At 63.2% G+C, this 21,080-nt stretch carries 21 protein-coding genes; 9 read left to right on the top strand and 12 right to left on the bottom strand.

Annotated features, from left to right (window positions below; all coding sequences use genetic code 11):
- Window positions 1–68: 68 nt before the first annotated feature.
- The gene (nhaR, locus tag QWL29_RS01020; protein ID WP_305821030.1) at window positions 69–977 is read right to left on the bottom strand and encodes a transcriptional activator NhaR; all 909 of its coding nucleotides are present in this window, start codon (window positions 975–977) and stop codon (window positions 69–71) included.
- A gap of 106 nt (window positions 978–1,083) precedes the next feature.
- Between nhaR and QWL29_RS01015 the strand changes: the two genes are divergently transcribed.
- The 7 genes from QWL29_RS01015 to QWL29_RS00985 all read left to right on the top strand — a co-directional run bounded on the left by QWL29_RS01015 (window position 1,084) and on the right by QWL29_RS00985 (window position 7,412).
- The gene (locus QWL29_RS01015) at window positions 1,084–2,151 is read left to right on the top strand and encodes a DUF475 domain-containing protein (RefSeq protein WP_305821029.1); all 1,068 of its coding nucleotides are present in this window, start codon (window positions 1,084–1,086) and stop codon (window positions 2,149–2,151) included.
- Between the two features lie 279 nt (window positions 2,152–2,430).
- Window positions 2,431–3,006 (top strand): TerD family protein, encoded by a 576-nt coding sequence (locus QWL29_RS01010; RefSeq protein WP_305821028.1) that lies wholly within the window; start codon window positions 2,431–2,433, stop codon window positions 3,004–3,006.
- Window positions 3,007–3,063: 57 nt separating this feature from the next.
- Window positions 3,064–3,759 carry a TIGR00266 family protein gene (locus QWL29_RS01005; RefSeq protein ID WP_305821027.1) on the top strand — a complete coding sequence of 232 codons (696 nt, stop codon included), beginning with the start codon at window positions 3,064–3,066 and terminating at the stop codon, window positions 3,757–3,759.
- Between the two features lie 15 nt (window positions 3,760–3,774).
- Window positions 3,775–4,356 carry a TerD family protein gene (locus QWL29_RS01000; protein ID WP_305821026.1) on the top strand — a complete coding sequence of 194 codons (582 nt, stop codon included), beginning with the start codon at window positions 3,775–3,777 and terminating at the stop codon, window positions 4,354–4,356.
- Window positions 4,357–4,708: 352 nt separating this feature from the next.
- A complete protein-coding gene (locus tag QWL29_RS00995) occupies window positions 4,709–5,107 on the top strand; it encodes a GntR family transcriptional regulator (RefSeq protein WP_305821025.1) in 399 nt (132 codons plus the stop codon).
- On the top strand, window positions 5,104–5,976 hold the full coding sequence (locus QWL29_RS00990) for an ABC transporter ATP-binding protein (protein WP_305821024.1): 873 nt from the start codon (window positions 5,104–5,106) through the stop codon (window positions 5,974–5,976). Before QWL29_RS00995 ends, QWL29_RS00990 begins: the two co-directional genes overlap by 4 nt.
- Window positions 5,973–7,412, top strand: coding sequence for a hypothetical protein (locus tag QWL29_RS00985; protein WP_305821023.1), 1,440 nt, complete (start codon window positions 5,973–5,975; stop codon window positions 7,410–7,412). The genes QWL29_RS00990 and QWL29_RS00985 overlap by 4 nt, the downstream gene beginning before the upstream one ends.
- Before the next feature lie 167 nt (window positions 7,413–7,579).
- Here the strand turns inward: QWL29_RS00985 and ggt are convergent, their stop codons facing one another.
- Window positions 7,580–9,331, bottom strand: coding sequence for a gamma-glutamyltransferase (ggt, locus tag QWL29_RS00980; RefSeq protein ID WP_305821022.1), 1,752 nt, complete (start codon window positions 9,329–9,331; stop codon window positions 7,580–7,582).
- A 165-nt stretch (window positions 9,332–9,496) separates the two neighbouring features.
- Between ggt and pstS the strand changes: the two genes are divergently transcribed.
- A complete protein-coding gene (gene pstS, locus QWL29_RS00975; protein WP_370663652.1) occupies window positions 9,497–10,525 on the top strand; it encodes a phosphate ABC transporter substrate-binding protein PstS in 1,029 nt (342 codons plus the stop codon).
- 276 nt (window positions 10,526–10,801) lie between these two features.
- Here the strand turns inward: pstS and rpoH are convergent, their stop codons facing one another.
- From rpoH to QWL29_RS00940, 7 genes are all read right to left on the bottom strand, one after another.
- Window positions 10,802–11,695, bottom strand: a complete 894-nt coding sequence (rpoH, locus tag QWL29_RS00970; protein ID WP_305821020.1) for an RNA polymerase sigma factor RpoH — start codon at window positions 11,693–11,695, stop codon at window positions 10,802–10,804.
- 478 nt (window positions 11,696–12,173) lie between these two features.
- Window positions 12,174–13,094, bottom strand: coding sequence for a permease-like cell division protein FtsX (ftsX, locus tag QWL29_RS00965; RefSeq protein WP_305821019.1), 921 nt, complete (start codon window positions 13,092–13,094; stop codon window positions 12,174–12,176).
- Window positions 13,091–13,801, bottom strand: coding sequence for a cell division ATP-binding protein FtsE (locus QWL29_RS00960; protein WP_305821018.1), 711 nt, complete (start codon window positions 13,799–13,801; stop codon window positions 13,091–13,093). The genes ftsX and QWL29_RS00960 overlap by 4 nt, the downstream gene beginning before the upstream one ends.
- A 9-nt stretch (window positions 13,802–13,810) precedes the next feature.
- Window positions 13,811–14,929, bottom strand: a complete 1,119-nt coding sequence (ftsY, locus tag QWL29_RS00955) for a signal recognition particle-docking protein FtsY (protein WP_305821017.1) — start codon at window positions 14,927–14,929, stop codon at window positions 13,811–13,813.
- A 367-nt stretch (window positions 14,930–15,296) separates the two neighbouring features.
- Window positions 15,297–16,064, bottom strand: a complete 768-nt coding sequence (locus tag QWL29_RS00950) for an NYN domain-containing protein (protein ID WP_305821016.1) — start codon at window positions 16,062–16,064, stop codon at window positions 15,297–15,299.
- Window positions 16,065–16,154: 90 nt separating this feature from the next.
- A complete protein-coding gene (locus tag QWL29_RS00945) occupies window positions 16,155–16,931 on the bottom strand; it encodes a DUF4261 domain-containing protein (RefSeq protein ID WP_305821015.1) in 777 nt (258 codons plus the stop codon).
- A gap of 31 nt (window positions 16,932–16,962) precedes the next feature.
- Complete coding sequence (locus QWL29_RS00940; RefSeq protein ID WP_305821014.1) at window positions 16,963–18,660, bottom strand: thiamine pyrophosphate-binding protein; 1,698 nt, start codon at window positions 18,658–18,660, stop codon at window positions 16,963–16,965.
- A 211-nt stretch (window positions 18,661–18,871) separates the two neighbouring features.
- Here QWL29_RS00940 and QWL29_RS00935 point away from each other — a divergent pair, with 211 nt between their 5' ends.
- Window positions 18,872–19,549 (top strand): zinc metalloprotease, encoded by a 678-nt coding sequence (locus QWL29_RS00935; protein WP_305821013.1) that lies wholly within the window; start codon window positions 18,872–18,874, stop codon window positions 19,547–19,549.
- Window positions 19,550–19,614: 65 nt separating this feature from the next.
- Here the strand turns inward: QWL29_RS00935 and QWL29_RS00930 are convergent, their stop codons facing one another.
- Genes QWL29_RS00930 through QWL29_RS00920 form a run of 3 tightly spaced genes read right to left on the bottom strand, consistent with a single transcriptional unit; the run spans window position 19,615 to window position 20,972 of the window.
- Window positions 19,615–19,989, bottom strand: coding sequence for a hypothetical protein (locus QWL29_RS00930; protein ID WP_305821012.1), 375 nt, complete (start codon window positions 19,987–19,989; stop codon window positions 19,615–19,617).
- A complete protein-coding gene (locus QWL29_RS00925) occupies window positions 19,986–20,468 on the bottom strand; it encodes a M74 family metallopeptidase (protein ID WP_305821011.1) in 483 nt (160 codons plus the stop codon). The genes QWL29_RS00930 and QWL29_RS00925 overlap by 4 nt, the downstream gene beginning before the upstream one ends.
- 12 nt (window positions 20,469–20,480) lie before the next feature.
- Window positions 20,481–20,972, bottom strand: a complete 492-nt coding sequence (locus tag QWL29_RS00920; protein ID WP_305821010.1) for an Hcp family type VI secretion system effector — start codon at window positions 20,970–20,972, stop codon at window positions 20,481–20,483.
- Between the last annotated feature and the right edge of the window lie 108 nt (window positions 20,973–21,080).

Genomic DNA, 21,080 nt, shown 5'->3' with positions numbered 1-21,080 from the left:
AAAGGTGAGTGAATAAAATTGTGGCCAGCGCGTTCAGCCGAAGGCATGGCCGATGTCCATTGTACAACTCAAGCGGCGCCAAGCATGCCTTCATGCACAGCGGCAAGGATGGCTTCGACGGCCGGGTGCTGGATCTTGCGCTCGTTCGAGATCGCATAGAACTGCTCGCGCACGCCGGGCACGCGGCCCACGACCTCGGCTTCGAGCTGCTCGGCCAGGTCGGTGGCCAGCGCCGCCGGGGCGAAGAACAGCCCCAGCCCGCGCCGCCCGAAGGTCGTCAACAAGGCGTTGTCCTCGAACTCGCCGACCACGTCGGGCTGCACGCCATGCACGTCGAGCCAGGCGTCGATCCGGCCCCGCAATGCATTATTGCGCGTAGGCAGCAGGAACGGCGCGCCCTTCAAGCCCTGCGGGAAATCTGCGCCCCATCGCGCCGCCAGCACCCTGGTGCCGACCACCAGCATCTCGCTTTCGAACAGCAGGTGCGAGAACACGCGCAGCGTGCTGCCGCTGGCCAGCGGATGGTCGGTCAGCACCACGTCGAGCTTGTGCAGGGCCAGGTCGGCCAGCAGGGCGTCGTGCTGGTCTTCGTAGCAGACCAGGCGTACCGGCGTCGTCAATTTGGTGGTGACTTCGAGCAGGCGGAAGGCGGTCAGCTTCGGCAGCGAGTCGGCGATGCCCACCGTCAGGCGCGTGCGCAGGTTGCCGGCGCCGTCCAGCGCTTCCTGCATCTGCTCGCCCAGCAGGAAAATCTGGTCGGCGTAGCCCAGGGCCAGGCGGCCGGCTTCGGTGAGCGTCAGGCGCCGGCCTTGTTGAGTGAACAATGATTTTCCAACTGCCTGCTCAAGCAGGGTAATCTGGCTGCTGACGGTCTGCACCGCCAGGCCCAGGCGCTCGGCGGCGCGGGTAATGCTGCCTTCCTTGGCCACCACCCAGAAATAGTGCAGGTGACGGAAATTGGTGACGGTGTTTTTCATACTCTTCCGTTTTTCCGAAGTAATACTTCGATTATCTTCGCTTTTTCTATGAAGCGTACAGCTCTACACTGCGTTGTATCAACTTTCACATAGAAGGGAAAACAATATGAAGCATTTCCGGGGATCTTTCCTCGTCACATTCATCTGTATGGGTCTCGCGGCCTGGTGGGGTTACGACCATGGCGGCATGTCCGGCATGCTGACTGCGGTCGGCGTTGCCGCCATCCTGTCGATCATGGAAGTCTCGCTGTCGTTCGACAATGCGGTCGTGAATGCGTCCGTGCTGAAGGGCTGGGATGAATTCTGGCTGAAGCTGTTCCTGGGCCTGGGCATGATCATCGCCGTGTTCGGCATGCGCCTGGTCTTCCCGCTGGTTATCGTGGCCGTGGCGGCCGACCTGGGTGCAACCGAAGTCTGGAACCTGGCGCTGACCGATCCGAAAGCGTTCTCCGGTCACCTGACGGCGCACCATGCGGAAGTGGCGGCCTTTGGCGGTATGTTCCTGCTGCTGGTCTTCCTGAACTTCCTGCTCGACGATGAGAAGGAAACCCACTGGCTGGGCAACTTCGAGAAGAAGCTCGGCGCGCTGGGCCGTGTCTCGTCGATCTCGGTGATGGTGGCCTTGGCGTCGCTGCTGTTCGCATCGACCTTCGTTGATGCCGGCCAAAGGATGATTGTTCTGGTCGCAGGTATCTGGGGCATCCTGGTCTACGTCGGCGTGGACATGATCAGCGGGCTGCTGGAAAAGAGCGAATCCGATGCCAACAGCAATGTCGGCGACATGGTCAAGCGCGGCGGTATCGGCGGCTTCCTGTACCTCGAAGTGCTCGATGCATCGTTCTCCTTCGACGGCGTGATCGGCGCGTTTGCGATCACCTCGGATGTCGTGATCATCATGCTGGGCCTGGCGATCGGTGCAATGTTCGTGCGTTCGATGACGGTGTACCTGGTGCGCAAGGGCACGCTGGACGAGTTCGTCTACCTGGAACACGGCGCGCACTATGCGATCGGTATCCTGGCCGTGATCATGCTGGTGAGTATGCATGTGCATGTGCCTGAGCTGATCACCGGCTTGACGGGTGTGGCGTTCATTGCTGCCTCGCTGTGGTCGTCGATTCGGTACAAGAAGAAGCATGCTGCGCTTGAGGCGGCTGAGGGGAAGCAGTTGGCTTGATCGTAGTTGGGATGGTGGCCGGTTGTTTGCCACCGTCTCGATGGGGAAACGTTGTACCGCGTGGGCACAAGTGCCCACCCTACAAAAGCCCGATGTTCGTAGGGTGGGCACTCGTGCCCACGCGGTCTGACCGCAAGAACAGCGTCAAAGAATCACGCGAGAGCGCCACAAAAGGCGCCCCGCACAACGAACCGCCCGGCGAGCGGCAGAACACCAGCTCGCTGCGCGTATAACCCGGTGTTCAAAAAAGCAGTTCTCAACTTTTAGGAGAAACACATCATGGCAATCAGTCTGCAAAAAGGCGGTAACGTCAACCTGTCGAAAGAGGCGCCTGGCCTGACCAACCTGAAGGTCGGCCTCGGCTGGGATACCCGCGCCACCGATGGCGCCGGCTTCGACCTCGACGGCGCCGTCTTCCTGCTGAACTCGTCCGGCAAGGTGCGTTCGGACGCCGACTTCATCTTCTACAACAACCTGAAGTCGGCCGACGGCTCGGTCGTCCACTCCGGCGACAACACCACCGGCGCCGGCGAAGGCGACGACGAATACGTGTCCGTCGACCTGACCAAGGTCCCGGCCGATGTCGACAAGATCGTGCTGGCCGTGACCATCCACGACGCCGACGCGCGCCGCCAGAACTTCGGCATGGTCGGCAAGGCCTTCATCCGCTGCGTCAACGCCAACGGCGACGCGGAAATCGCGCGCTACGATTTGTCGGAAGACGGCTCGACCGAAGCAGCAATGATCTTCGGCGAGGTGTATCGTAACGGCGCCGACTGGAAATTCCGCGCCATTGGCCAGGGCTTCCAGGGCGGCCTGGGGCCACTCGCCAAGAACTACGGCGTCAACGTTTAATTTAATTCAGGTTCGCGGTCCCACGACCGGGACCGCACCTTGAGAGGAAGCTTAGCAATGCCAACTTTTACCGTGACCGGGGATGTCGATCCCTTCCTGCACGTGTCGATGAGGAAGGGCGAGACCATCTATTGCGAATCCGACGCGATGGTGATGATGGAATCGACGCTCGACCTGAAAGGCAAGATGAAGGGCGGGCTCGGCAGCGCGCTGATGCGCACCTTCGCCAACGGCGAGTCCTTCTTCCAGCAGCACATCGAAGCGGCGCGCGGCGACGGCGATTGCCTGTTGTCGCCGACCCTGCCGGGCGCGATGCAGGTCGTCGACGTCGGCCCGAACCACTACATCATCAGCGACGGCGCCTTCGTGGCCGCCACGTCCGGTGTGGACCTGAAGGTGCGTACCCAGAGCCTGGGCAACGCGCTGTTCGCCAACAGCGGCGGCTTCTTCGTCACCGAGACGAGCGGCCAGGGCCAGGTGGTGGTGTCGGGCTTCGGGTCGATGTCGATGCTGGACGTGGAACCGGGCAAGGATGCGATCATCGACAACTCGCACGTGGTGTGCTGGGACAGCACCCTGCGCTACGAGATCTCGATCACGACCGGCACCAGCGGCGGCTTCCTGGGTAACCTGATCAACAGCCAAACCAGTGGCGAGGGCATGGTCCTGCGCTTTTCGGGCAAGGGCAAGGTCTACGTGTGTTCGCGTAACCGCACCGCCTTCAAGGCGTGGATGCAAACCCCCGGCAAATAATTAAGGAGCTACACAATGTCAGTCAGTCTGCAAAAAGGCCAGAAAATCTCGCTCTCGAAAGAGGGCGGCGGCGCACTCACCCGCGTGACCATGGGCCTGGGCTGGGACGCCATCAAGACCAAGGGCTTCCTCGGCTTCGGCAGCAAGACCGAAAGCGTCGACCTCGACGCCTCGGTGGTCATGTTCGACGAGGCCAACCGTCCGGTCGACACGGTCTGGTTCCGCCAGCTGAAAAGCAAGGACGGCAGCGTCAATCACACCGGCGACAACCGCACCGGCGCCGGCGATGGCGACGACGAGCAGATCAACGTCGACCTCTCAAGCGTGCCTGCCACGGTGAAGTCGCTGGTGTTCACCGTGAACAGCTTCACCGGCCAGAACTTCTCGCAGGTGCAGAACGCCTATTGCCGCCTGGTCGACTCCAACGGCAACAAGGAAGTGGCGCGCTACGATTTGTCGGTGCAGGGCGCCCACACCGCGCAGGTGATGGCCAAGCTGTACCGTCACAATGGCGAATGGAAGATGCACGCGATCGGCGAGAACGCCAGCGGCCGTACGTTTGACGATTTGATGCCGTCGATCACGCCGCACCTGTAATCTGCGCTTGATTGCGTAGGACACGAACCGGGGCCTGTGCCCCGGTTTTTTTATGCCTGCATTACGCTGACGCCTGCTGTTGGACGATACGTCTCCCGTAGGGTGGGCACTCCGTGCCCACGCGGTTACGTGCGCCAGCTTCCTGCGTTAACCGCGATATCTCGCCCCCAAACGTCAAGCCCGACCAGACACCTTCCTGGCCTTTGCCTGCACCGCGAGCGACACCTCCCCGAACGTGTCCACCAGCCGGGCACGTAACCGCGTGGGCACAGAGTGCCCACCCTACGAAAATCGGCTTGACATGCTTTTGGTTAACGTCTACTGTATTAAGTAACTAATACAGCTATACACCATGACCAACCACGCCGCCCGCCTGTTTTCCATCGCGACCGGCTCGTCCGAGCCCATCTACCGCCAGCTGGTCGACCAGGTCAAGCGCCTGGTCGCCGCCGGCCAGATGGCCCCGGGCGACGGCATGCCCTCGGTGCGCGAGGTCGCCCAGGCCCTGGCCCTGAACCCGATGACCGTCTCCAAGGCATACAGCCTGCTCGAGATGGAAGGCGTGCTGACCCGCCGCCGCGGCCTGGGCATGGAAGTAGCCGCGCGTGCCAGCACCGCGCAAAGCGCGCAGGAGCGCGCACAACTGCTGCGTCCCACCCTGGAGCGCGCCGCCATGGAAGCGCGCCAGCTCGAACTCGATTCCGACACCGTCGTCTCCCTCTTCATCCAGATCCTGAAGGAACAAGCATGACTACTCCGATCATCCAGAGCACCGATATCAGCAAGTACTTCGGCAGCGCCATCGTGTTGAGTGGGCTCGACTGGCAGGTGATGCCGGGCCAGGTGATTGGCCTGCTGGGCCGTAACGGCGCCGGCAAGTCGACCCTGCTCGAATGCCTGCTCGGCCTGCGCGAACTTGATGGGGGCGCGGTGCGCATCTACGGCGAGGACGTGACCCACCTGAGCGACGCCACCCGCGCCCGCATCGGCTACGTGCCGCAGAAGTCGGACCTGTTCGAGTGGATGACGCCGCGCCAGATGCTAAATTACTTCAAGGCCCTGTATCCGCGCTGGAACGGCGCCAAGGTCGACGGCCTGCTGGCACGCTGGGGCTTCGACCAGCTCATGCAGAACAAGCCGATCAGCAAGCTCTCGGGCGGCGAGCAGCAGCGTTTATCCATCATCCGCGCGCTGGCGCACGACCCGGAGCTGCTGGTGCTGGACGAGCCGGTGTCGGCGCTCGACCCGGTCGGGCGCCGCGAATTCCTGCGCGAGCTGATCGACGGCGTGATCGAGCGCGGCACCACGGTGGTGTTCTCGACCCACATCCTGTCCGACCTGGAGCGGGTGGCGCTGGATCTCGCCTTCCTGAAGGACGGCAGGATCGCGCTGCAGGGCCGCCTCGACGAACTGCTCGAAGGCGCGCGCCGCGTGGTGGGACCGGCGGCGCTCCTCGACGGCAGGCAGCTGGCCGGCGAACTGCGGCGCCAGCGCACGCCGGACGGCAGCGTCAGCGTCATCACGCATGGCGGCGCCGGCCTGGCGCAGCTGGGCAAGGAAGGCGGCGTGCGCGTCGAGGCGCTCAGCCTGGAAGACCTGTTCATCGAGGTGACGCAATGAGCGCCGCCCTGAAGGGGCCCGCGGCCGATTACTGGCTGTTGTGGCGCATGGCGCTCAGCACGCGCCATCCGCGGGCCAGCGCCATCGTGCTGGGGCTGACCGGCGTCGCCACGTTGGTGGTCGCCTTGCTGGTCCAGCTGAAGAACGCCGACCCGCTGCTGACCGCCAGCTTCGCGGTGCGGGTCGCGCTTGGTGGCGTGATGATGGGATGGATGCTGTATTTCGTGCCCGGCGCGGTGAAGCTGAATTCGCCTTTCACGGCGCGCCTGGTGCCGCGCCTGCGCCGCCGCCTGATCGAGCTGACGGCGCTGGTCTGGCTGGTCGCCATCGTGTCGAGCGCCCTGATGGCGCAAGGCACGAAGCTGTCGCCGGCGCTGGTCTTCCTCGGTACCGGCACCTGGCTCGCCGCCTATGGCCTGGGCCAGAGCGGCAACCGCGCGGGGGCCTGGGTGCAGTTCGCGGCATGGACCTGCATCGTCTTCAACCAGCATCTGCCGGCGGGGCTGATCGACCAGCTGAAGGGCGGCACCGGCTTCGCCGTGGCCGCGCTCCTGATGCTGGCCTTCGGCGCGCTGGCGCTGCAATGGATGTTCCTGAACGGCGGCGAGCGCCATTACGCGGCGCGCGAAGCCCAGATCCTGCAGGCCGAGAAGCTGACGGCGGCAGGCCAGTTCAAGGAGCGCAAGCAGCACCGGATCGGCGCTTCGCTCTACGAATGGGTGCTGCGCCGCGACAGCGCGGCGCGCAACAGCGGCCGCCTGCTCGGCCACCTGCTTGGCGCCCGCAACCACTGGGTATATCGGGCACTGGCGATGGGCGGCATTCTGGCCGCCGGCGTCGTTGCCGTGGGCTTGCTGCATGCCTTCGGCAGCCTTGAACTGCAGGAGATGACGGCGAATATCGGCTGGGCCGGCGCCGCGCTGCTGATGCTGGGCGCGCTGTTCGACTGCGAACGGCGCAACGTGCGCCTGAAGGACACCGCTGCCGAGCAGGCCCTGATGCGCCTGGTGCCGCCGCTGCCGGCGGGCGCGCCGGCCTTCAACCGCCACCTGGCGCGCACGCTGCTGCGTGTGGGGCTGCTGGAGTGGGCGATGCTGGCGGCGACGGTGCTGTGCCTGGGCCTGTTGAGCGGCGCATCCTCCGCCGACCTCGGCATGCAGGTTTGCCTGTGCTGCCTGACGCTGCCGGTGGTGGCCGCCAACCTGCGCGACCATGCGCATCACGCCGGGCTGCTGGGCTGGCGGCTGCTGTGCGGGTTCGTGCTGTCGGTCTGCATCAGCTTTGCAGTAGGCGCCGCCGCGCACGCGGTATTTGGGCTGCCGGTGCTTGCAGGGGCGGCGCTGGCCAGCATCCTCATCGCCATTGCGCTGGTCGCGAACGGATTCAGGCGTGCCAGGACGGCGCCGTATGCTTTCCCGGCAGGGCGCTTGGCCTGAATTGCGTCTTCGAACCCACCGGTATGGATGCAATCGGCCGCGACGATGTCGCGCAGTGGTAGGGTGGGCTCTCGAGCCCACGCGGTACGGCACGTGATCGGTTGAAATGCCGCCGCGGAGCGATCGCGCTGACCGCCTTCCATGGTCTGGCGGCCAATCGAACCCCTTCAGTGACCGCGGCGTTGGACCAGGGCCGTACCAACCCCATGCCGCTTGCCTTCGCTGACCGCCGTCACTGTGCCATCCGGATTGAACACGATGGCGTTCGCGGCGCCGATCTCCTCGGCCGGCGCCTCCCACTTGTGGCCGAAGGCTTCCAGCGCCCGGGCCTGGGCACTGCCGGCAAAGCCCGGCTCGACCGAGGTCGTCGCGCCATTGCGCTCGGACAGGCGCGGCGCGTTGATCGCATCGGACATCGGCATGCCGAAGTCGATGTGGTTGACGATGGTTTGCAGCACCGTGGTGATGATGGTCGCGCCGCCTGGGCTACCGATACTGAAGGCCGGCTTGCCGTCTTTCAGCACGATGGTCGGGGCCATGCTGCTGCGCGGACGCTTGCCCGCTTCGGGCACGTTCGGACGCGGGCCTGAAAAATCGAAGTCGGTCATCTCGTTGTTCAGCAAGAAGCCGTAGCCCGGCACCACGATGCCGCTGCCGCCCCAGGATTCGATGGTGAAGGTGTAGGACACGACATTGCCGTCCTTGTCCGACACCGTCAGGTGGGTGGTGTGCGGGCTTTCCTTCTGCAGTGGGCGTGGCTGCTTGGGACGCAGCGGAATGCTCGGGTCATCCTGGAAAGGGTAGGGATCGCCCGCCGCCACGTCGGCCGCCGCCCGCTTCGGATCGATCAGCGCGCGCCGCTGCGCCGCGAATTCCTTGGTCAGCAAGCCGGCCACTGGCGCATCCACGTATTCCGGATCGGCCAGATAGGCATTGCGGTCGGCAAAAGCGAGGCGGCTCGCTTCCAGGTACAGGTGCTCGGCATCCGCGCGCGGCAAGGCCTTCAGGTCGTAGCCCTCGAGGATGTTCAGCGCCTCGGCCACGGCGATGCCGCCGCTGCTGGGCAGGGGCATGCCGTAGACCTGGTAGCCACGGTAGCTGCTGACAATCGGCTGGCGGATGCGCGCTTCGTAGTTGGCCAGGTCGGCCAGCGTCATCCTGCCGGCGCGGACCTGGGCGCCGGCGGCCAGCGGCGGCCGGTTGACGGCATCGACGATCGCGCGCGCCATCGGTCCTTCGTAGAAGGCCTTGTAGCCGCGCGCAGCGATTTCGCGGTAGGCCTTGGCCATGTCCGGGTTACGCAGTTCGGTACCCGGCGCGACCGCCTTGCCGCCCCGCAGGTACAGCGCGCTGGTGCTCGAGAACTGTTGAAATTTTCTTTCATTTTCGCGTGTCAAATGAGAGAAAGTTTCACTGACCGTAAAGCCTTTATCGGCCACGCCGATGGCCGGCGCCAGCACCTGCTTGAAGCCCATGGTGCCGTAGCGTTCCAGCGCTTCATGCCAGCCACGCACCGTGCCCGGCACGCCGACCGCCGCGCCGCTTGCCACCGCCGTCTCGAAGTCGATCTCCTTGCTGTTTTCCAGGAACACCGCCGGCGTGAACGCGGCGGGCGCCGTCTCGCGGTGATCGACCGTGATCACGCGCTTGTCCTTGGCCAGGTAGATCACCATGAAGCCGCCGCCGCCGATGCCGCAACTGAACGGGTCGGTCACGCCCAGCGTGGCCGCCGCGGCCACGGCGGCATCGACCGCATTCCCGCCCTTGTTCAGGATGGCGAGTGCGGACTGTGAGGCTTTTTCGCTGATGGTGGCGACGGCGCCGCCGCTGCCCGTGGCAACCGGCGTTTTTGCGGCGGCTGCCGGCGCGTGCAGGACGATGGAGAAGACGAGGGTGGAAACGAGCAGGGTCTGGTTCATGGACGAAGGCGGCAAGGTGAAGAGGGCAGGCCAGCATAGCAAGAATGCAAAGCCGTTGCTGTTTGATCTTGCTCAGCCGCGTCATACAGCCGTCATATTCGCTGGCTAGACTGGCCCTCGTCACTTAACCAACCCCCGAGTTACGACAATATGAAAATCAAGCACATGTTCAAAACGATGATCGCTGGCGCCGCTGCAGCAATGGTGATGTCGTCGGCGTTCGCTGCCGACGTGACCGGCGCGGGCGCAACCTTCCCGTACCCGATCTACGCCAAGTGGGCCGAGTCGTACAAGGCTGCCACCGGCACCGGCCTGAACTACCAGTCGGTCGGCTCGGGTGCTGGCATCAAGCAGATCAAGGCCAAGACCGTCGACTTCGGCGCCTCGGACATGCCCCTGAAAGCCGCTGAACTCGACGCCGAAGGCCTGATGCAGTTCCCGGCCATCATGGGCGGCGTGGTCACCGTGGTCAACGTCGACGGCGTGGCCCCTGGCCAGCTGAAGCTGACCGGCCCGGTCGTGGCCGACATCTACCTGGGCAAGATCACCAAGTGGAATGCACCGGAAATCACCGCCCTGAACCCGGGCGTGAAGCTGCCGGACACCGACATCACCGTTGTCCACCGCGCCGACAGCTCGGGCACCTCCTTCCTGTTCACCGACTTCCTGTCGAAGACCAGCCCTGAATTCCAGCAAAAGATCGGCGCCAATACCGCCGTGAAATGGGCAGTCGGCGTGGGCGGCAAGGGCAACGAAGGCGTCGCCGCCAACGTGCAGCGTATCAAGGGTTCGATCGGCTACGTCGAGTGGGCCTACGCCAAGAAAAACAAGCTGTCGCACACCCAGCTGAAGAACAAGGACGGCCAGTTCCTGCAGCCTGACGACGAAAACTTCAAGGCCGCCGCCGCCAGCGCCGAGTGGACCAAGACCCCGGGCTTCGCCGTCATCCTGACCGACGCCGCCGGCAAGAACAGCTGGCCGATCACCGGCGTGTCCTACATCCTGATGCACAAGGCCCAGGCCGACGCCACCAAGGGTAAAGAGGTCGTGAAGTTCTTCGACTACGCCTACAAGAGCGGCGCCGCCGCTGCCGCCGAACTGGACTACGTGCCGATGCCGGCATCGGTCGTCAAGCTGGTGCAGGACGCGTGGAAAGCCAACCTGAAGGATGCATCGGGCAAGGCGATCTACTGATCCGTATCGATCGATCACAGGACGGGGCGGCAAGCCCCGTGTGTCGGGCTGGCCGTGGGTGACTTTGCGGCCAGGTTTAGCGGCGGTTCCAGGAATGGGGCCGCCGCTTTTTTTTCGTTGACGGATGGCCCGGGGAATCGATTGTCGGCCATGTAATCTGATGAGGGCGTAGGGTGGGCACTCGTGCCCACCCTACGAAAGCCGGTATGCGAATCGCGCACGCCAATAAAAACGGCTCCCGAAGGAGCCGCTTTTTACAACGATGCCGCTGTTGGCTTACACAAACGCCGCCAGCGCACCCTTCATTTTCTTCAGCGCCGCCGATTCGATCTGGCGAATCCGCTCGGCCGACACGCCGAACTCCTCGGCCAGCGTATGCAGCGTGGCACCCGAACCGTCGTCATTCGCCAGCCAGCGCGCTTCGACGATGCGGCGCGAACGCGGATCCAGCTTCGACAAAGCCGTTTCCAGGCCCTCGGACTGCAGGCGCGTGACCTGCTCGGCTTCCAGCACCTTGGTCGGTTCCTGCTGATCCGACGACAGGTAGGCGATCGGCGAGAACTTGTCGTCTTCGTCGTCGGTCGGCGCTTCCAGGGCGATGTCGCGGCCCGAGAGGCGGGTTTCCATCTCGATGACTTCTTCGCGCTTCACGCCCAGCAGCTTGGCCAGGTCATCCACCTGGCCCGGCGACATCGCGTCCAGGCCGACCTTGTTGCTGCGCAGGTTGAAGAACAGCTTGCGCTGCGCCTTGGTCGTGGCGACCTTTACCAGACGCCAGTTCTTCAGGATGTATTCGTGCATCTCGGCCTTGATCCAGTGCATCGCGTACGACACCAGGCGCACGCCCTGGTTCGGGTCGAAGCGCTTCACGGCCTTCATCAGGCCGATGTTGCCTTCCTGGATCAGGTCGGCGTGCGGCAGGCCATAGCCCAGGTAGCCGCGCGCAATCGACACCACCAGGCGCAGGTGGGACAAGACCATCTTTTGTGCGGCGTCGAGATCGTTTGCCTCGCGCAGCCGCTTCGCCAGCGACATTTCTTCCTCATGGGTCAGCATCGGCAGACGGTTCACCGCGGAAATATACGCGTCGATGTTACCGAGATTGCCGGTGAAGCCAAGTCCCAGGGCACGGCTGCTGGTGGTCGGAACCAATGCGGATTGTGCGGACATTATCTTTTCCTCGTAGAGTAATTTCTGCTGCATCTCAGCGGCGGGACAACCCCGCGGCGTGATTTTTTCGGCCTTGAATCCGGATGCAAGCGAACCCATTTACCATTCACTTGAGCTACAGTTTAGCACTCTCCGGTGGGGAGTGCTAGCGACCCCCTCGGAATGGCAGGGGTGTTTAAGTCTGGCTAAAGTATTGCAATTAAGCATCAATTTGCGCCCGGTCTACTGTAGAGCGGATCGTTGCTTTGCTATTGAGTTATCTCAAATGTGTGTCTGTTGCGTGTGACCTTGAGGCACAGCGTAAGGGTGCGCGCAAGGCGGTTTCTGTTAGTTGCCTCACAAAGCCGTGCGTTCGTACACGCGCGAGGCAAAGTCCTACTTCAGCGATGGAAGTAGGCGCACAAGCAGGGGACTTGAAAAAGAAGAAGGTGATGCCGCCCGGACAGACCGCAATGGCAGCCTGTCCGGTGGAAAGAACTTAGCTCAGGCGCGCCAGGTGACGCTGCACCGACAGCATGGCGCCGATCAGGCCCAGGCCGGCGCTAATCGCCAGCAAGCCGCCCACTTCAGGCGCACTCAGCGGCGCCAGCTGGAATTCCGACGCATACAGGCGCGCGAACTCGGCAATCGCCGCATTCAGCGGCTGCAGCGCCAGCGCCACGCCGCCCAGCGCGACCGCACCGGCGCACAGGCCGAGCAGGGCTCCGGTGTAATAGAAGGGCCGGTGGATGAAGTTGTCGGTTGCACCCAGCAACTTCGAGACGGCAATTTCATCGCGCTGGGTCAGCACCTGCAGCCGGATGGTATTGAACACCACCGCAATCACCACCACCCCCAGCGTTACCGCCAGCAACAGCAGCACCAGGCGCAGCACGCCCAGCAGGGCGGCCAGGCGCTTGACCCAGGCCGAGTCGACCTGCACGGTGTCCACGTGCGGCAACTGGTGCAGCTGCTCGACCACGGCATCGATGCGCGAGGCGTCCGCCGTACTGGCCGAGCCGGCCAGTTTCATCACATAACTGTCGGGCAGGGGATTGTCGCCCAGCGTGTCGAGCGCGGCGGACAGGCCGCTGCGCGCCTTCAGGTCGTCGAGGGCCTGTTCGCGCGGGATGAAGGTGATGCTCGCCTTGCTGTCGTCGATGATCTGGCGCAGCTGCGGCCCCAGGGCCTCGGCTTCTTCGCGCGTGGCCTCGGGCTTCACGAACAGGCTGACCTCGGGATCGACGGACAGCTGCTCGGACATCGGCCGCACGTTGTCGAGCAGGGTGATGCCGGCAAACGGCAGCGCCAGCGCCACCGCGACCACCAGTACGTTGAACAGGAAACTCCCCGGCGCCTTGCGCACCGTAGACAGCGCCGCGCCGAGCGCGAAGCGGTGTTGGCGGAACCACGGGCTCATGCCGCACCTCCCGCGTCGATATTGAATTCGCCGGTGGCGGGGCTGCTCGGCTCGCCGCTTGACACCAGCTGGCCATGTTCCAGGCGGATCACGCGCGCCGCGCCGTCGAGCACCTGCTCGTCGTGGGTCGAGATCAGGCAGGTCACGCCCACCGAGTGAAACGCGCGCAGGGCGTCGAGCACCTTGTCGGCCGCCACGCGGTCGAGATTCGCGGTCGGTTCGTCGGCCAGGATGATCTGCGGACGATTCACGATGGCGCGCGCAATCGCCACGCGCTGCTGCTCGCCGCCGGACAGTTCCAGCGGATGCGCCTTGGCGCGTTCCAGCAGGCCCACCTTGTCGAGGGCGGCGCGGGCGCGCTGCTCGGCCTGCGCTTTCGGTGCACCGGTCACCAGCAGCGGCAGCATGGTGTTGGCCAGGATATTCCGGTCGTTCAGCAGGCGCTGGTGCTGGAAGATCAGGCCCAGGTTACGGCGCAGGAAGGGAATGCCCGCCTTGCGGATCTTGCCGATGTCTTGCCCGAACACGATCACGCGCCCGCTGCTGGGGCGCTCGATGGCGGCCACCATCTTCATCAGGGTCGACTTGCCGGCGCCGGACGGGCCGGCCAGGTACACCAGCTCGCCCTTGCCGATGTTCAGCGACACGTCGCGCAGGGCGGTGGCGTCGGCGGAGTATTTCTTGGAAACGGAGTGGAATTCGATCATCGTGTGTGATTATCCCAGCAGCGCTTCAACGAACTCTTCTGCATTGAAAGGCTGCAGGTCGTCCAGCTTTTCGCCCACGCCGATAAAGTACACCGGCACCGGACGCGTACGCGCTATCGCCGCCAGCACGCCGCCCTTGGCGGTGCCGTCGAGCTTGGTGATCACCAGGCCGGTCAATTGCAGGGCATCGTCGAAGGCTTTGACTTGCGCCAGTGCGTTCTGGCCGGTATTGCCGTCGATGACCAGCAGCGTCTCGTGCGGCGCGCCATCGGCGCCCTTGCCGATCACGCGCTTGATCTTCTTCAGCTCTTCCATCAGGTGCAGCTGGGTCGGCAGGCGGCCGGCGGTATCGACCATCACCACGTCCACGCCGCGCGCCTTGCCCGACTGCACCGCATCGAAGGCAATCGCCGCCGGGTCGCCCGACTGCTGCGAAATCACGGTGACGTTGTTGCGCTGGCCCCAGACCATCAACTGCTCGCGCGCGGCGGCGCGGAAGGTGTCGCCCGCGGCCAGCAGCACCGAGTGCTCGAAGCGCTGCATGTGCTTGGCGAGCTTGCCGATGGTGGTGGTCTTGCCGGCGCCGTTCACGCCCGCGATCATCATCACCAGCGGCGCGTGGCGACCGAGTTCCAGCGGCTTTTGCAGCGGCTGCAGCATCTCGATCATCAGTTCCTTCAGCGCGGCTTTCACGGCGGCGGCATCGAGCAGCTTGTCTTCCTTGACCTTGCGGCGCAGGCTATTCAGCAGGTGCTCGGTGGCGTCCATGCCGGCGTCGGACATCAGCAGCGCGGATTCGAGCTCCTCGTACAGGTCTTCGTCGATGCGCGCGCCGACGAACAGCAGCGAGAGGTTGCTGGAGGTCTTGGACAGGCCGGCCTTCAGGCGCGCCATCCAGGATTTCTTTTGCTCGGCCGGGGAGGTCGGGCGTTCGGCGGTTTCCTCGATGACGAGGGCGGGTTCGGCGGCCAGCGCAGGCGAGGGGGCGGGCGCCGGTGCGGGAGTGACGAGCGGCGCAGGGGAAACAGCAGGGGCAAGGGCTGGCGCTGGTGCAGGCGCACTGTCGACAGGCTCGACCGGCGCCGGGGTTTCTGCTTCGGCTTTTTTTCTCTTGAAGAAACTAAACATGGGTATGTGGTGGGAGCGGACTGCATGCACATGCCGGCATCAGGCGCCGGCACGATGAAAAGGATCGCAGTATTCTACCAGAGCACAGTAATGACGAATACGCAAGTCCCGGCCGTGCGTGGTGGGGGACGAGGTATCGCTACGCCGGGGTCGGAGGCGGCCTGCGGCAATGACGTAGAGGATGTGAAAAAATTGTCAGGGCAAGGCGCCGAGTCGAAGACAGTACGAGCGTACGGCGAGACGAGGCAACGCCGCCATGGCGATTTTTTCACATCCTCGTAGGGTGGGCACCCAGTGCCCACGCGTTTCGTGCGTATCGCGGGGACACGTGTCGCAACCTGTCGCTCGAAAACCCAAGCCTCGGGCGCTATCTTGCAGTTCTGCTTTCTTTCGAAGCCAGTCCCACCCAGTCGCCGCCATTTTTCTGTTGTACCGTTAACTGCGGGATGCTTGCGACCATTGCACCAAGCCCTTTGAAACCACATTTTTTTGCTACGAATCCCTGATACTTTTCGGTCATGTGCTTCCCAAGTGCTCCCAATCCGACCAAACCTGTCTTGTTCTGTCCGGCAAGATCGGTAACGGCATGAATTAACTGTCTCTTGGATTGCTCGGCATAGGCCGCCTGCGCAATCGAGTCCAGCAGGTCTTTTGTCTGCGCCTGTGCAGGTAGCGCAGGCTTGTTCGCTCCGCTCTGCGCGGCCGGTGTGAACGCGTGAAAACGCGTGCAGGCCTCTTGCAGCATGACCGATGTTTTCTTCTCACCTACGATAAATACATTGCCGCCACGCGTACGCAGCTTGCGGCACAGGGCAGTGAAGTCGGCGTCGCTGGTAAGGAGATAAAACGTGTCGGCGCGCCCATCCGCCAGCAGCTCGAACGCGTCGAGCGCAAGCGCGATGTCTGCTGCATTCTTGCCGGTACCGAACAGGTGAAGCGGGGTGAACGCGTGCCGGTTCAGCGCCTCGCGCCAGCACTGATGGCTTATCGTGACGTCGTTGGCATACGCCTGGCGCACCACGATACGCGCCGATGCTGGAATCAGACCAAGCGCAAACGCCAGCGCCTCGGGCGAGGTGTTATCGCAATCGACCAGCACCGCAATGCGCGGTGCTGCTGCTACAGGCTGGTTCATCTGGCGCTCCAGATCGGGCTTGGGTAGCGACAAATGATAGGGTAAATTTGTTACCTTGCGGGAATATTTTAAGCGTCCCGGGCAGCCGGCTCAATGCCGCAGCCGGTTCCACCACCCCGCCTTTTTCTCCGCCTTCTGCAGCACCTCCGGCTCCAGTTCCCAGACCCCGTAGGGATTGTTGAACAGCGAGTCCGGCCCATAATCCAGGGCCGGCGCGGCGCGCACCCGGTACACCGGCGCGCCTTCGCTCACCGAAAAGGTATGTCCTTCCTCGAACACCGGCGCCTGCGCAAACAGGTAGTGGGTAAAGGTGCGCAGCAGGTCGGCGGCGGCCTGCACGTCGCCATCGACGGGCGTGACGATCGCTTCCGGCAGGCCGAAGTTGTGCATGCCGCAGGAATACACATCCTGCCCCGTGATGTAGACCACCAGCGCCCGGTGCGCGGTCTGCAGGTGGAGTTCGTGGCACAGCTCGGTCCAGTAGGCCGGGCCGTGGGCAATGCCGGTGCTGTCCACCTTCACGCCCAGGCCGCCCGCGTCGACCAGGGCAGCACCGGCGCGCATCATCGATTCGGCCGCTTCGCGTGTGCCGCCCTTGCCGGCCAGGTAGACGACTGAAGCGTGGCCGGCCACGTCCGCCATCGCCTCCGAAGCGGCCCAGTGCGGCCCGGCCACCCTGAACGCCGCCGTCACCGCCGGGTCGGCGCCTTCGAACACGAGCTCGCAGGTGAAGCCGGTTTCCATTTCGAGCAGCAAATGGCCGGCGTAGACGAAGCCGGCGTCGCTCGCCGACATGCTCTCCAGCAGTTCTTCGCGGCTGGTCCAGGGACCGGGTATACACAAGACAAGTTCGGGTGCTTCAGTCATCGTCTTCCTTTGCTGTTGCCGACGCGGCGCCTTATTGTTTCGCCGCCTCGGCCGCCTTGCGCATGCTCTCCAGCGTGGCATTCGGCGTAATCAGGTTGCCGTCGTAGCGCAGTTCGATCAGCGCCGGCATCCCCTTGCCGTTCGCATGCTCGAGTGCGCGTGCCAGGGCCGGCGCGAAGTCGGCGGTCTGTTCGACGACTTCGCCATGCCCGCCATAGGCGCGCGCCAGCGCTGCAAAATCGGGGTTGTGCAGCGTAGTGCCTGACACGCGGCCCGGATAGGTTTTTTCCTGGTGCATGCGGATGGTGCCGAACATGCTGTTGTTGAAGACCAGGATCACGACGCCGGCGCCGTACTGGACGGCGGTGGCCAGTTCCTGGCCCGTCATCATGAACTCGCCGTCGCCGGCAAAGGTCACCACGGTGCGCTGCGGATCGACGATTTTCGCCGCCACGCCCGAGGGCACAGCATAGCCCATCGCGCCATTCGTCGGCGCCAGTTGGGTGCGCATGCCGCCATAGCGCCAGAAGCGGTGCGCCCAGCTCGCGTAGTTGCCGGCGCCGTTCGTGATGATGGTGTCCGCGGGCAGGGCGGCCTGCAGGTCCTGCACCACCTGCCACAAATCGAGCGGGGCCTGGCCATCCTTGAAGATCGGCGGCTGCGCCTGCCAGGCGGCGAGATCGGCCCTGGCTTCTTCCACCGTGTGGCGCCAGGCGCTGCTGTCGACCGGCTCCATGGCCGCGAGCATGGCGCAGGCTTGCGGCGCGCCGCTGGCGATCATCAGGTCGGCCTGGTAGACGCTGCCGAGTTCCTCGGGATCGTTATGGATGTGGACCAGGCGCTGTTTCGGTACCGGCGAATCGAGCAGGGTGTAGCCGCCGGTGGTCATCTCGCCCAGGCGCGGGCCGATGGCGATTACCAGATCGGCATCTTTCACGCGCGCGGCCAGCTTCGGGTTGATGCCGATGCCGACGTCGCCCGCGTAGTTCGGGTGCGCGTTGTCCAGCAAATCCTGGAAGCGGAAGGTGCAGCCGACCGGCAGCGCGTTCGCTTCCGCAAAGGTGGCCAGGTCGGCGCAGGCCTGCGCGTTCCAGCTGCCGCCGCCGAGCAGGACGATTGGCTTCTTCGCATCAAGCAGCATGCTGCGCAGGGTGTCGATCTGGGTCGAGGAGGGTGCGGCCTGCACCGGTGCATAGCGGCGCGTGTCGGCCACCTCGGCCTTTGCGATCAGCATGTCTTCCGGCAGGGCCAGCACGACCGGGCCTGGACGGCCGCTGGTGGCAACCTGGAAGGCGCGCGCGATGTACTCAGGGATGCGGTCGGCGCGGTCGATCTGCGCTACCCACTTCGCCATTTCGCCGTACATGCGGCGGTAGTCGATTTCCTGGAAGGCTTCGCGGTCGACGAAGTCGTTGCCGACCTGGCCGATGAACAGGATCATCGGCGTCGAATCCTGGTAGGCGGTGTGCACGCCGATCGAGGCATTCGTGGCGCCCGGGCCGCGCGTAACAAAACAGATGCCGGGCTGGCCGGTCAGCTTGCCGTAGGCTTCGGCCATGAACGCGGCGCCCCCTTCCTGGCGGTTGATGACGAAGCGGATGCTGGAATCGTGCAGCGCGTCGAGCACGTCGAGGTAGCTTTCGCCGGGAACGCCAAAGGCGATCTCGACGCCGTGGACGTGGAGCGCGTCGACCAGGATCTGGCCGCCGGTGCGGGAAGGGTGCGTCATGTCTCTGTGGTCCTTGTTGGTTTCGCCGGGCGTGGCCGGGTATCGAAATATTCTATGCCAGCTGCTGGGGCCGGGCTTTTCAAATGGCGACACCGATTTTCAGAAATGCTGGGCGAACAATCTTGCCTCGCATGCAAGGGGCATGGACGACAGGATTTGCTCAGGATAAACTTGCCAAGAATTAAATAGCTATCCTTAACCGGGGAAGTCCATGCAGAGACGTCATGTGCTGTTGTCGGCCGTTGCGCTGCTGGGCAGCGGGACCGCGCTTGCGCTCAAGTCAGGCGATGAGTCCGTTGCCGTGTATGTGGTGCCGCTCGACGACGTGCCGGAAGCCTTGTCGGCGACTGTCGCGCGTGCGCTGGCGCGGCAGCTGGGCATCCGGGTGCGGGCCGCGATGCGGTTGCCGCCGCTGCGCCTGTCCAGGCTGCCGGGCACGGAGCAGTATGCCGCCGAAGCGCTGCTCGAACAGGCCGTGCGCGCCAGCGCTCGCCTGCCGGGGCTGGGACCGGCAACCTACCGCCTGTTCATTACCGCGCGCGACATCAATGCCCAGTCGGGCGGTTTCCGCTACCAGTTCTCGATGCACAGTCCGAATCTGCACTGCTCGGTGGTGTCGATGGCGCGCCTGTTCGAATACGAAAACGGCGAGCCGCGCCTGACCGACCGCACCGGCGAACGCACGGTCAAGCTGGCCAAGCGTGCGGTGGGCGAACTGCACCTGGGCTGGAAACGCTCGACCGATCCGCAGGACTTGATGTATGCGCCGCTGATGGGGCTAGAGGATCTGGATCGGATCGGGAACGCGCACCGCGAGGAGGTGGAGCCGCCTGCCCCGGCTGTACCGCCCAGCCGGCAACCCAAGGGCGGGACTTTGATTAGCGTCTGAAGTTTTGCTGAAACTGGAGCGATAGGAACAACGCCCCCTTTTGAGGCGTTGTTCAATTGCCAGGACTAGCAAGTTCCCCCAGAGTGCGGCTGGCCTGTGCGAAGATTGAATCCCAGGAAGCACATATACCCATCACTGGGCATATAGGAGCACCAGATTTCGCCCTTGCTTCTCATTCGTTCACCGTCCTCAAGACTGCAACTGACCCCTTTGGCATCCGGTCCGATGGAGTCGAATATCTCTTTTGCAGCTTGTCCCCTGATGGCAATCGCAAGCTTCCGGTCTGCACTGGTGGGTGGGGCGCGATCACCGGGCTCACCCGAGTAGACAAGGTAGGTGGCATTCGCCAATGGTTTATTCTTCCCTGACCATTTGTCCTTGTCTTCTGCATGCGAGTGCGTCATCAACAGCATGGCAACGACTACGGCAAGATATTTCATTTTGTCCCCAGCTTCAGCCCAACGTGAAAATGATCATCGTGCTTGGCCCAACGTCGCACACCCGGTATCCGGGTATCGTTGAAAAGCACCTGCTTGACGAGTGGATGAGAGAAAAAAATGGCGATCAGTTTTGCCGTTGCTTCGCCATCATAAACTGCTTGTTGCCATGTAACTGGCAGATGCAGACCATCTTTCCTCATGGGTCTTACATCTACCTGTAGGCCATTGATGTGCGAACGGTGCTCTCCTGTCGAGACTTTATCGGCCATGCTAATATTTCCAACGCCGAATTTTCGTTTTTCGGTAGCAGCCCATTCCTTCTCGACCCAGAATATGAGAGTCAACATGGACGGATGGGCATACTGATGCGCACCCTCGCCAGGCGTTCCGTAAACATAGTAATTCGCCTCTTCAGGTGCCTGTGGCAACATGAAAAAGCTGCGTCCATCTTTTGGTTGAATTAGTACTCCGTCTGGCATGATGCGCACTCCTCAAGCGCATCGATTGCAGGCAAGGTCCCAACCGCCAAACGTGTTGCCACTAGCTCCCCCACCAATTTTCTGTTGCGTGTATTTCCATTTCACTTTTGAGAAGCGAAGTCCGATAGAGTCATAAAGAATGCTGCCTTCATGAATGACCTGATCCATGTTTGCAACAAGAACATTTTCAAGCTCAACTTCATAATATTTGACAGGCTTGCCATCGCCATCCGCGCGCATGAATTCAAGTTTCGCTTTTGGTATGGTTTTGCCCATTGAGCAGTATTGCATGAGGATGGGTGAAGCAAGATCGGCAAGCTTTGACAGGGCAATCGTTTTATGTTCGCACCGCTCGGATGTATGACCACCGGCGGTAGAGGCAGTTGCACTCTTGGGTTGTGTAACACCCATCGAAGCGGAATGAATTTCAATCCAGCCTTGATGGTTCGAATCCATTGATTCGCCCTTGATACCATCAATTTGTAGGTACACGTCGATAGCCATTCGATGTCTCCAAACAGTAGAAATTCGTTAGTTTTCCATGGTTGGCGAGCAGAGCTTTAGCAGGGGCAGTCTCTAAAACCAAGTGCAACACTCTTTCCTGTAGAGTGC

The organism is Massilia brevitalea (assembly GCF_030711405.1).
Lineage (GTDB): Bacteria > Pseudomonadota > Gammaproteobacteria > Burkholderiales > Burkholderiaceae_D > Telluria > Telluria brevitalea.
Note: the sequence above shows the minus strand (reverse complement) of the source record. Positions and strands in the feature narration are given on the sequence as shown.